Genomic DNA, 11,152 nt, shown 5'->3' with positions numbered 1-11,152 from the left:
GGTATCGGGAGAGGATGCGATCCCCGCCCCGCCAATCTCTTCGATCAGTTGTAGGCGCGCTCTCCGTGCTCGGAGATGTCGAGCCCGTCGACTTCGGCTTCTTCATTGACCCGGAGGCCGACCAGAGCCTTCACGATCATGCCAGCGACAAGCGTGCCGATAGCAGCCCAGGCGATGGTGACTATCACGCTGAAGACCTGGATGCCGAGCTGGGTGCCAAGCGCGGTCGAGCCGTCGCCAGGACCACCGAGGAATGGTTGGTAGACAACCGCGGTGCCGATCGCGCCGACGATGCCGCCGATGCCGTGGATGCCGAAAGCATCGAGGCTGTCGTCATAGCCGAACTTGGCCTTCACCTTGGCGACGAAGAAGTAGCAGATCGCCGCGCTCAGGATGCCGAGCAGGATAGCACCGAACGGGCCGCTGTTGCCGGCCGCTGGGGTGACGGCGACGAGGCCGGCGATCACGCCCGAGCAGAAGCCGAGAGCCGAGCCCTTGTGTCCGGCAAGACGCTCGATCACCATCCAGGCGAGCGCACCGGCGGCCGTGGCGACGAAAGTGTTGATCATGGCAAGGCCAGCTGAGCCGTCCGCTTCGAGTGCCGAGCCGGCATTGAAGCCGAACCAGCCCACCCACAGGAGGCCGGTGCCGACCATGGTCAGCGTCATCGAGTGCGGCATCATCGGCTCCTGGGGCCAGCCGCGACGCTTGCCGAGCAGGTAGGCGAGCACGAGGCCCGAAACACCAGCGTTGATGTGCACCACCGTGCCACCCGCGAAATCGAGCGCGCCGTCTTCGAACAGCAGGCCGCCGCCCGCCCACACCATGTGTGCGATCGGGAAGTAGACGATGGTTAGCCAGATCGGCACGAAAGCCATGACCGCGCTGAACTTCATGCGCTCTGCCGTCGCGCCCAGGATCAGGGCGGCGGTGATCGCGGCGAATGTCATCTGGAAACTGATGAAGACATATTTGCTGATGACTTCATCGGTGAAGGTGGCCGCCGTGCTGCTCGCATCGGTACCGGCAAGGAAATAACTGCCCCCGCTGATGAAGAGGCCGAGCGTGCCTTCATAGGTGGTGTCACCGAAGGCGAGCGAATAGCCCCACATCACCCAGATGATCATTGCCAGCGCGGCTGTCGCGCCGATCTGGGTCATGGTCGAGAGCATATTCTTGGAGCGGGTCAGACCGCCGTAGAACAGCGCGAGACCGGGCAGGATCATCAGCAGGACGAGGATCGTCGCAGTCATCATCCAGGCATTGTTGCCGGGGTTCGGCACAGCTGCTGCGGCTTCGGCAGCCTCCTGCGCCAGCGCGGCGGATGCGGCGAATGTCGAGGCGCCCAGCGCCCCGAGGCCGCGCACAAAATTGCGGATCATTGTTGTACCCCTCATGGATTTCTACAGCGCGGTGTCGCCGGTCTCGCCGGTGCGAATGCGGGTCGCGCCGGCAAGGTCGAACATGAAAATCTTGCCGTCCCCGATCGAGTCGGTGCTGGCGACCTGCTGGATCGTTTCGATCACTTGTGGTGCGATCTCGTCGGCAGCGGCGATCTCGATTTTCACCTTGGGAAGCATGTTGGTGGAGTATTCGGCGCCACGATAGATCTCGGTCTGGCCTTTCTGGCGTCCAAAACCCTTGACCTCGGAGACGGTCATCCCTGCGACGCCGATGCCGCCCAATGCTTCGCGAACCTCGTCGAGCTTGAACGGTTTGATGATGGCGATGATGAATTTCATCCCTGCCCCTTTCTACTTGACCGGAAGACCCGGCTTTCGCAGATGCAGCAAATGCCATGCCAAACAGGGAGGGTGCTGTAATAAAACGCTTTTCTGATCACGGCGCATGGCACCGAAACAGGCTTTGCCTAATTTTTGATCATGTGATCGTTATTTAGGCACTTTGAGTGTGGCCCATACCGGCAAATGATCCGAGGCCTGCGCTGCGAGGGAGCTGTGATGCACCCCGCCTGCCACCACCCGGCAATCTGGTGAAGCGATGATCCGGTCGAGCCGCGCGATCGGGCGGCGGGCCGGATAGCTCGCCCCGGGTGCCAGCATCTGCCAACCCCCGTCGAACTCGTCCATCGCTCCGGTCCGGATGCCCCATTGGTTGAAATCCCCCATCATCACGGTCGGCAAATCGCCATTCTCGCGCTCCAGCCGATGAAGGATCGCCCGGATCTGGTCGCGGCGACGAAAACCCGACAGATCGAGGTGCATCCCGATGACCCGCATTCGCGCCCCGTTCAGTGACAGCTCCGCCATGGCTGCGCCGCGCGGCTCCAGCGTCGGCAACTCGAGCGCCCCGGCAGCGAGACAAGTCATCGAACGCCGCACCAGCAGGGCGTTGCCATGCCAGCCGAGGCTGCGCCGCCGCTTGGCCACGGGCACGGCCGTCCACGAGGTGTCGTCCAGCAGCGCACGCGGGATCACGCTGGCCCTTTGGCCAACCCGTCGATCGGCTTCCTGCAAGGCGATGACGTCCGCATCGAGTTCGCGCAGGACCGCGATGATCCGCTCGGGATCGCGGCGGCGGTCGAGACCGACCGCCTTGTGAATATTGTAGCTGGCGAAAGTGAGCTGCACCCTGCCCGCTCAATGAGCCTAGTCGGCTTCCGTTCCGACCTCGCCCGCGATGTAGCGATCGGTCGCACGTGTCGGCAGCCCGTCGATGCTCGCAATGCGGGTCGCCATCTTGGCTTCCCATTCGCCCGGGTCGGACTGCGCATGCGCCTTCTTGAGCGTTTCGCGCTCGCGCTCGAACTCCATGAAAGGCACGCCCCAGCCGCAGCTGGTCTGGACGCTTTCGACATCGATCACAAAGATCTGCCGCGTGCCGGGCAGCAGGGTGAAATTGGCGGCGAGCTTCTCCCAGCCATCATCCTGCGGCAACACGGGCACCCCGCGCCCATAGATGCGCAGGATCAGTGCAGGCCGGTCGAAATTGCAGAACATCACCGTGATGCGCCCATCGGCGGCGAGATGCGCGTGGGTCTCGTTGCCCGAGCCGCCAAGGTCGAGATAGGCAACCCGCTTGGGCGAGAGCACCCGGAACGCGTCATAGCCTTTAGGGCTGAGGTTGATCCGGCCCATCGGTGCCGAAGTGGCGACGAAGAACATGGGCTGCTTATCGATCATCGCGACATGCTTGTCGTTCAGCGCGTCGAAGAAATCCGCCATCAGAGAAACTCCCTCAGAACGCCCATGAACCGGTCGAACTGGTCATGATGCAGCCAGTGACCTGCCTTTTCGAACTCGATCACTTCGGCATTGTTGAAATACTTGATCCGGCCATCCTTCTCGGGGTTCGAGGCCCAGCTGTCGGCGCCGTAGAGCAACAGCGTCGGCGCAGTGATCGCCCCCCAGGTCTGCTGGATGAATTCGTCGGCGATATCCTCAACCGCCCAGACGTTGAGATGCGGATCGAACTTCCAGCTATAGGTGCCATCCTCGTTCCGGTTGACGCCGTGGATGGTTAGGTGACGCGCCTGCTCTTCGGTGAGGTAGGAGTTTTCCTCGATCATCCGGGCGAAGGCCGCCTCGATGCTCTCGTATTTGCGCGGGATGCGGCCCGAAGCGGAGCGCTTCTTGCCGATCCATTCGTTCAGCCGCTCGGGATAGGGCTTTTCGCGCATCTCCTGCTGGCGTGTTGGACTGGGGCCGAGACCCTCAATGGCAACGATCTTGGTGACCATGTCGGGGAAGGTGCCGGCGTAGCGCAACGAGACATTGCCACCCATCGAATGGCTGACGATGGTGACTGGGCCTACCCCCAGCTGATGGATCAACTGGGCGAGGTCATAGACCATGTCGCTACTGTTGTAGTTCCCGTCGCTCACCCAGTCGCTATCGCCATGGCCACGGTGGTCCATCGCCACGACATGCCAGTCCTCGCGCAATTCCTCGGCAACCCAATCCCAGCTGCGCGCGTGATCGCGGCCGCCATGAACGAGGATCAGCGGCGGTTTGCCGCGATTGCCCCAATCGAGATAGTTGAGCCGGAGACGCTGCGAAATGAAGGTCTGCGAGTTCGGGCCGGTGAGTGTCATGCCGCTTCCATGCCGCGAAGCATGGACAGTCGCAAGCTCACCTTTCTTTGGTCGCCGAGAAGGTGAGCTCGGGGTTCTTCTCTTGCTGATAGCCGACGTCCCACGGGCTCTTGGCCATGAACACCAGGTCGCCGTCGCGGTCCTTGGCTAGATTGGCGCGATTGAAATCCTCGAAATTCTTCAGCGCCGCATCGGTGCCCTTGAGCCACCTTGCCGTGGCGAAGGGTGAAGCTTCGAGACTTGCGCCGACCTTGTATTCGGCCTCGAGCCGCGAGACGAGCACGTCGAGCTGGAGCTGACCGACGACGCCGACGATCCATTGCCCACCGATCTCGGGATAGAAGACCTGGATCACACCCTCTTCGCTGAGGTCGTCGAGCGCCTTCCTGAGCTGCTTGGTCTTGGTCGGATCCTTGAGCACCACACGGCGCAGGATTTCAGGCGCAAAGTTGGGCAGGCCGGTGAAGCGAACCTGGTTCTTCTCGCTCAGCGTATCGCCCACGCGCAAGGTACCGTGGTTGGGAATGCCAATGATGTCGCCCGCCTCGGCGGTGTCGGCCAGTTCGCGGTCCTGCGCGAAGAACAGGATCGGCGAATGGATCGCGATCGGCTTGCCGAGGCCTGACGGGGTCAGCTTCATGCCGCGTTTGAAGGTGCCAGAAACCTGCCGCATGAAAGCGATGCGATCGCGGTGGTTGGGGTCCATATTGGCCTGCACCTTGAAGATGAAGCCGGTAACCTCGTCGCGCTCGGGGCTGATCTGCTCTTCCCCCGCCGGCTGGGGGCGCGGCGGCGGGGCGTAGCGGGCAATCGCGTCGATCAGCTCCTCGACGCCGAAGTTCTTGAGCGCCGAGCCGAAATAGACCGGCGTCAGGTCGCCATTGCGATAGGCCTCGAGATCGAACTCGGGATAGCCGATCTGCGCCAGTTCGACATTCTCGGCGATCTCGCCCGCCAGCTCGACATTGTCGTCGCGCTGACCGGCGAATTCCTTCGACGGGCCTTCCGGACGCGCGACCTTGCCGCTCGCGAAGTCGAGAATGCCTTCGAACTGCCCCCCCATGCCGAGCGGATACATCTGCGGCGACACATCGAGCGCCAGCATGTCGGCGATCTCGTCGAGCAGCTCGAACACCGGGCGTCCTTCGCGGTCGACCTTGTTGACGAAGGTGATGATCGGCACACTGCGCAACCGGCAGACCTCGAACAGCTTGCGCGTCTGCGGCTCGATCCCCTTGGCGGCGTCGATCACCATGATTGCCGAATCGACTGCCGTCAGCGTGCGATAGGTGTCTTCGGAGAAATCCTCGTGCCCCGGCGTGTCGAGCAGGTTGAAGGTGATCGTCTCGCCTTCATATTCCTTCTCGAACGTCATCACGCTGGAGGTGACCGAGATGCCGCGCTGCTGCTCGATCTTCATCCAGTCGGAGCGCGCACGGCGGGCCTGCCCGCGCGCCTTGACCTCGCCAGCAAGGTGGATCGCGCCGCCTTGCAGCAGCAGCTTCTCGGTCAGCGTGGTTTTGCCCGCGTCAGGGTGCGAGATGATCGCGAAGGTACGGCGATTGGACATGGTACTCCAGCTCCGCGCGTCAACCGCGCAGTTCCGCCCCCTGCTTGGCTGCGGCTGCGACAATCGCGTCGGAGATCGCCTTCAGATCGGCGTCCTTGTAGCTCTTGTCCTGCGGCTGCAGCGTCACCTCGATGGCGACCGACTTCTTGCCTTCAGGGACGCCCTGGCCGGCAAAGATGTCGAAGATTCGCGCATCGACGATATTGGCCTTGTCGGCATTCCTGACTGTGCGCAGCAGCTCGCCCGCCGCAACCTCCGAGGGAACTAGGAAGGCGAAGTCGCGCGTCACCGCCTGCAAGGCGGGCGGCGCGTAGTCGGTGCGAGCGAATGTGCCGCCCCCCTTCTTCGCCGGAATTGCGTCGAGGAAGATCTCGACCGCCATTGCCGGGCCGTCGACATCGAAGGCTGCCAGCGTCTTGGGGTGCAGTGCGCCAAAGCGCGCGAGCACGTTCTTGGGCCCGAGCCGGAGCGTAGCGGACTGGCCGGGATGGAACTGGCCGCCGGCCGCGCCCATCACCATCAGATTGTCGACCGGCGCACCGGCGGCCTCGAGCAGCGCAAGCGCCTCGCCCTTGGCGTCGTAAGCATCGAACCTGCTCGCCTTGCCGTTCGCCCAACCGCGCGGCGTCTTGTCGCCCGCCAGCACGATCCCGAGCGTCAGCTTCTCATCGCTGGCGCCATCCTTGCCGCGGAAGTAGCGGCGCCCGATCTCGAACAGGCGAAGCCAGGACGCGCCGCGGTCGAGATTGCGCCGCGCCGCGCTGAGCAGGCCGGGCAGCAGCGAGGGCCGCATGGCCTTCATGTCTTCGCTAATCGGGTTGTCGAGCACCCAGAGCTGCGCGCCCTCGGCAAAATGTTCCGCCTCGTCGGTCGGGAGGAAAGACCAGGTTACCGCTTCGTTGAGGCCGCGCGCTGCGGCCGCGCGGCGCAGCTTGCGCTCGAGCATCTGCTGCGGCGTGGCGGTCGGCCTTGCGACACCGTCAACGCGCGGCAGGGCAACGCTCTCGACCTTGTCGAGCCCGTGAATGCGCACGACTTCCTCGACCAGGTCGGCTGGCCCCTCGATATCGTGGCGGCGCAGCGGGCAGGTGACCTGCCAGTCATCCGCCACCGCGAAGTCGAGGCTCGCGAGAATCCGGCGCTGGTCGGCTTCGGCCACATCGACGCCGCCAAGCCGCGCCGTCAGCGAAGGATCGAACCGCACAACTTGAGGATCGCTCGGCGGAGAACCCGCCCGCACGACCTCGCTCGGCTCGCCGCCGCAGGTGCGGATGATCAGATCGGTCAGTATCGCGAGACCATGGTCGAGAAAGGCCGGATCGACACCGCGCTCGAACCGCGTGCGCGCGTCCGACGCAAGGCCGAGCTTGCGCCCCGTCACCCCGATACGGGCCGGATCGAAATAGGCGATCTCGAGCAGGACATCGGTTGTGCTCTCGCTCGCACCAGAATGCTCGCCACCCATGATGCCGCCGATGTCGTGGACGCCGCTGTCGTCGGCGATCACGGTCATGCTGTCGTCGAGCGTATAGGTCTTCTCGTTGAGCGCCTCGACCGTCTCGCCGTCCTTGGCGCGGCGCGCGATGACAGCGCCATCGAGCTTGGCAAGATCGTAGACATGCGCGGGACGGCCCGTCGCGAGCATCAGGTAATTTGTGCAATCGACCAGAGCGCTGATCGGGCGCTGCCCCGCGGCGAGCAGCCGGCGCTGCATCCAGTCGGGCGATGCGCCGTTGCTCACGCCCCTGATCACTCGGCCATAGAATGCCGGGCAGCCTTCTGGGTCGTCGGTTCGGATTTCGGTCGGACAGGGATACTGGCCATCGATCTTCGGGACATCGAGCGGCTTGAACGTGCCGAGGCCAGCCGCCGCAAGATCGCGCGCGATACCCATCACGCCCATGCAATCGGGGCGGTTGGGCGTGATCGCAACATCGAACACGGGCGAAGCGGACTGATAGTCGGCAAAGCTGGAGCCGACCGGCGCATCTTCAGGTAGCTCGATGATACCGTCGTGTTCGTCGCCAAGCTCAAGCTCGCGCACCGAACACATCATGCCGTTCGATTCGATCCCGCGGATGGCGCTCTTGCGCAGTTCCATCCCATTGGCCGGAACGACCGCGCCGGGCAGGCCCAGCACGCCCTTCATGCCCGCCCGGGCATTGGGCGCGCCGCACACGACCTGCAGCGGATCACCCTCGCCCATGTCGACGGTGAGGACCTGCAGCTTGTCGGCATCGGGGTGGCGGTCGGCCGTGAGCACCTTGGCGATACGGAAGCCCGCGAACCTCTCGGCGGGATCCTCGATTTCCTCGACCTCATGCCCCACCGCGTTGAGCGCGGCCGCGATCTCGGTCACCGAGGCATCGGTGTCGAGGAAGTCTTTCAGCCATTCGAGCGAGAACTTCATGCCTTCGCTCCTACGCCTGCGGAAAGGGTCGGCTGGTCGAAGGGCGAAAAGCCGTAGTGCTGCAGCCAGCGGACATCGCCGTCGAAGAAGGCGCGCAAATCATCCATGCCGTATTTGAGCATGGCGAGCCGGTCGACGCCGACGCCGAAGGCAAAGCCCTGCCACTGGTCTGGGTCGAGCCCAGCGAACTCGATCACGCGCCGGTTGACCACGCCGCTTCCGAGCAGCTCCATCCAGCCGTGCCCTGGCGCATCGCCGCTGCCGCCAAGCACGCGCTTGCCTTTCACCACTTCGAAGCCGACATCGACTTCAACGCTCGGCTCGGTGAAGGGGAAGTAGCTCGGACGCAGGCGCAGGACGATGTCCTCGCGCTCAAAGAACGCCTTGAGGAAGGTCTCGAGGGTCCATTTGAGATGGCCGAGATGGATGTCGCGGTCGATCACCAGTCCCTCGATCTGGTGGAACATCGGGGTGTGCGTCGCATCGCTGTCGCTGCGATAGACGCGGCCGGGCGCGATGATGCGGATCGGAGCGCCACCGGGATTTGCCTTCGCGACTTCCTTCTTGGTGCGGATCTGCACCGGCGAGGTGTGCGTGCGCAGCAGCATCTGGTGCCCCTCCGCGTCGCGATCGGGGAAGTAGAAGGTGTCGTGCATCGCGCGCGCGGGATGGCTCTCATCCATGTTGAGCGCGGTGAAATTGTGCCAGTCGTCCTCGATCTCGGGGCCGGTGGCGACAGCAAAGCCGAGGTCGGCAAAGATTTCCGCCAGCTCGTCCATCACCTGGCTGACCGGATGCACGGTGCCGCGCGGCGCTTGCGGCGCCGGCAGGGTCAGGTCGAGCGTTTCGCCGGAAAGCTGCGCATCGAGCGCGGCGCTTTCCAGCGCGTCCTTCTTCGCCGCGAGCGCGTCGGACACTTCGGCGCGGATCGCCTGGATTGCCGGCGCTGCCTGCTGGCGTTCATCGGGGCTGATCTGCCCCAGCGTCTTCAGCGCGAGACTCACCCAACCCTTCTTGCCGAGCGCGGCAACGCGCTGCTCTTCGAGCGCGTCGAGCGTCTCCGCCGCGGCGATCGCAGCGAGCGCCGCATCCTTCTGTGCATTCATTTCCGTCATTGCGCCAAATTTCTTACGTGAAGGGCGCCCCGCTAGCGCCAAATCGCCCGCAAGGCAAAGCGCGAATGGTCAGCGCGTCGCCTTGGGCTCGTGGAGCACCTGCATCGCCTCTCCCGCGATCTCCGCCCTCGCCCTTGCGGCAGCGCCCAGCAGCGGATGGTCGAGCTTGGCATAGGCGCTGGGCGTCATGCCCATGAAGAAGCGAAACTCGCGGGTAAAATGGGCCTGGTCGTGGAAGTGCGAGTCGATGGCGCCAAGCCATTTGAGCGAGGGATCGAGCATGTATTGCGCCAGCGAGCGCAGGAATCGCTGCCGCCGAAGCAGCAGCTTGGGCGAAAAGCCGAAGGCGCGGTGCGACATGCGTTCGAGCGTCCGGACCCCCATTCCAGCCGCCTCGGCTAGTTGGGAGACCGTGTCGATGCCCGGGTCGACCAGTGCCGCGTTGACCGCCAATATTGCCCTTTCGTGCTCGAGCGGCCGATCGAGCAGGCCGAGCAAGTGTTCCTCGATCAGCGCCAGGCCGCTGGCGAAATCGCCTTCTTCCGCCAACAGCCGTTCAGCCAGCGGCGCGAAGGCGGCAAAGGCAGGTTCGGACAGACCGTCGACGAAACGGTTCGCGAATTCTTCGGCCGATGCGTCGATAAATTTAGCCCAGCCCAACGGCATCAGCCCGATCCCCCAGGTGCTGCCCCGGCCCATGCGGAAGCGCGAGGCGCGCATGGTCGGGCCGCTCACGGCGAAATCCTTGGACGGCTGGAGTTCCTTCGCCCCGGCAGGTGCAATCCACGAAGCTTGGCGCACTATGCGCAGATTGGCCCATTCGGGGTGAAAATAATCCTCGATCCACGCCGCCGGATCAGCCGGGTTGTACTCGCACAGGTACAAGGTCGTGACGAAAGGGCGCAGCTTCTCGCTCGGCAGGGCGAAGTGGACCCTGGGCGAAGCCGAGAACATCTGCTGCTGAGAAATGTGGCGCCCCTCGTTACTCACGCGATCCATGCACCAGCCAACGCTGCCGAGTTCACCCGCGGGCGTTATGCGCTTGTTACAAAAGCATCAAGGCCAAACCCGTCTGGATTATCCCGGGCGGTCGAGCGCCTGCGCCGGAGAACCCCACACCCGCGCCCGTTCCTCCATGAAGGCCGCCAGGACAGGGTGTTCCAAAGCGGCGTATTCGCTTGGATTCATGGTCATGAATTCGCGGAACTCCCGGCTGAACTGGGCCTGGTCGTGATATTCCTCGTCCATGGCCTCGGTCCACTTGCCGCCTGGGTGAAGCATGAAGGTGGCGAGGGTCCTGACAAAGCGCTGGCGCCGCATGAGCAGCTTGGGCGGAAACCCGAAATAGCGATGGCACAGTCGTTCGAGCGACCGAATGCTCAGCCCGGCGAGTTCCGCGAACTCCTTCACGTTGATGGGCTTGTCCTCGACCAGCACGCGGTGCACCGTGACGATCTTGTCCTCGTCGCGCGACGGCTTCATCAGCTTGCGCATCGTTTCGACGATCGCATCGCACTGCTCTTCCGGGCTGCAGGAATCTTCGCACAGAACCTCGGCGAGTTCCGCAAATTTGGCAAAGGCCGGATGCTTGCGGCCGTCGCAAATCACGTTGGCGAGCGAGCTGGCCTGGACACCGAACAGCCGCGACCAGCCGAGCGGCAGCAGACCGATGCCCCACATACGGCACGAACCGAGTTCGAACTGGACCGGGAGGCTGCTGGGACCGGTCGCGGTAAAGTCCGTCGCCGCAAGGATCTCACGGCCCGGGATGCGAGACATGGGCAGCGCGCCGCAGAAAAAGCGCAGGTTCGACCACTCCGGCTGCAAATAGTCGCTCACGGTCCCGCCGCCAGCAACCTCAAGATCGAGTTGATAGAATGTCGTGAAGCAGCCCCGGAATTCTTCCGGTGGAGCAAAGAAGCGGCAGCCGACCTTATAGTTCGTGTTGTCGCTTCCGCTGGACGCAGCGAACCCTTCCATGACCATCAGACATGGCCGATTTG

The 11,152-nt window shown here is 63.9% G+C and carries 10 protein-coding genes; all 10 read right to left on the bottom strand.

The window, feature by feature from the left end:
• Positions 1-44 precede the first annotated feature (44 nt).
• The 10 genes from P7228_RS07065 to P7228_RS07020 all read right to left on the bottom strand — a co-directional run bounded on the left by P7228_RS07065 (position 45) and on the right by P7228_RS07020 (position 10,988).
• On the bottom strand, positions 45-1,382 hold the full coding sequence (locus tag P7228_RS07065) for an ammonium transporter (protein WP_278017505.1): 1,338 nt from the start codon (positions 1,380-1,382) through the stop codon (positions 45-47).
• A gap of 21 nt (positions 1,383-1,403) precedes the next feature.
• Positions 1,404-1,742, bottom strand: coding sequence for a P-II family nitrogen regulator (locus P7228_RS07060; protein WP_278017504.1), 339 nt, complete (start codon positions 1,740-1,742; stop codon positions 1,404-1,406).
• A gap of 150 nt (positions 1,743-1,892) precedes the next feature.
• The gene (locus P7228_RS07055; protein ID WP_278017503.1) at positions 1,893-2,591 is read right to left on the bottom strand and encodes an endonuclease/exonuclease/phosphatase family protein; all 699 of its coding nucleotides are present in this window, start codon (positions 2,589-2,591) and stop codon (positions 1,893-1,895) included.
• A gap of 18 nt (positions 2,592-2,609) precedes the next feature.
• Positions 2,610-3,185: a pyridoxamine 5'-phosphate oxidase family protein gene (locus tag P7228_RS07050; protein WP_278017502.1), complete on the bottom strand. Its 576-nt coding sequence runs from the start codon at positions 3,183-3,185 to the stop codon at positions 2,610-2,612.
• A complete protein-coding gene (locus P7228_RS07045) occupies positions 3,185-4,054 on the bottom strand; it encodes an alpha/beta fold hydrolase (RefSeq protein WP_278017501.1) in 870 nt (289 codons plus the stop codon). The genes P7228_RS07050 and P7228_RS07045 overlap by 1 nt, the downstream gene beginning before the upstream one ends.
• A 37-nt stretch (positions 4,055-4,091) precedes the next feature.
• The gene (locus tag P7228_RS07040; protein WP_278017500.1) at positions 4,092-5,624 is read right to left on the bottom strand and encodes a peptide chain release factor 3; all 1,533 of its coding nucleotides are present in this window, start codon (positions 5,622-5,624) and stop codon (positions 4,092-4,094) included.
• Between the two features lie 19 nt (positions 5,625-5,643).
• Positions 5,644-8,034, bottom strand: coding sequence for a phenylalanine--tRNA ligase subunit beta (gene pheT / locus P7228_RS07035; protein WP_278017499.1), 2,391 nt, complete (start codon positions 8,032-8,034; stop codon positions 5,644-5,646).
• Positions 8,031-9,149: a phenylalanine--tRNA ligase subunit alpha gene (gene pheS / locus P7228_RS07030; protein ID WP_278017498.1), complete on the bottom strand. Its 1,119-nt coding sequence runs from the start codon at positions 9,147-9,149 to the stop codon at positions 8,031-8,033. Before pheS ends, pheT begins: the two co-directional genes overlap by 4 nt.
• Positions 9,150-9,218: 69 nt before the next feature.
• Positions 9,219-10,148: a helix-turn-helix domain-containing protein gene (locus P7228_RS07025; RefSeq protein WP_278017497.1), complete on the bottom strand. Its 930-nt coding sequence runs from the start codon at positions 10,146-10,148 to the stop codon at positions 9,219-9,221.
• 78 nt (positions 10,149-10,226) lie between these two features.
• Positions 10,227-10,988: a helix-turn-helix domain-containing protein gene (locus P7228_RS07020; protein WP_278017496.1), complete on the bottom strand. Its 762-nt coding sequence runs from the start codon at positions 10,986-10,988 to the stop codon at positions 10,227-10,229.
• Positions 10,989-11,152: the final 164 nt, after the last annotated feature.

Origin of the sequence: Altererythrobacter sp. CAU 1644 (genome assembly GCF_029623755.1) — a bacterium.
Lineage (GTDB): Bacteria > Pseudomonadota > Alphaproteobacteria > Sphingomonadales > Sphingomonadaceae > Erythrobacter > Erythrobacter arenosus.
The sequence above is the reverse complement of the archived record's forward strand: the minus strand, read 5'-3'. Positions and strand labels throughout refer to the sequence as shown.

What these genes read in the sequence shown, in the direction of transcription:
- P7228_RS07065 (WP_278017505.1), bottom strand. Translation starts at nt 1,382, where the DNA reads ATGATCCGCAATTTTGTGCGCGGCCTCGGGGCGCTGGGCGCCTCGACA.
- P7228_RS07060 (WP_278017504.1), bottom strand. Translation starts at nt 1,742, where the DNA reads ATGAAATTCATCATCGCCATCATCAAACCGTTCAAGCTCGACGAGGTT.
- P7228_RS07050 (WP_278017502.1), bottom strand. Translation starts at nt 3,185, where the DNA reads ATGGCGGATTTCTTCGACGCGCTGAACGACAAGCATGTCGCGATGATC.
- P7228_RS07045 (WP_278017501.1), bottom strand. Translation starts at nt 4,054, where the DNA reads ATGACACTCACCGGCCCGAACTCGCAGACCTTCATTTCGCAGCGTCTC.
- P7228_RS07040 (WP_278017500.1), bottom strand. Translation starts at nt 5,624, where the DNA reads ATGTCCAATCGCCGTACCTTCGCGATCATCTCGCACCCTGACGCGGGC.
- pheT (WP_278017499.1), bottom strand. Translation starts at nt 8,034, where the DNA reads ATGAAGTTCTCGCTCGAATGGCTGAAAGACTTCCTCGACACCGATGCC.
- pheS (WP_278017498.1), bottom strand. Translation starts at nt 9,149, where the DNA reads ATGACGGAAATGAATGCACAGAAGGATGCGGCGCTCGCTGCGATCGCC.
- P7228_RS07025 (WP_278017497.1), bottom strand. Translation starts at nt 10,148, where the DNA reads ATGGATCGCGTGAGTAACGAGGGGCGCCACATTTCTCAGCAGCAGATG.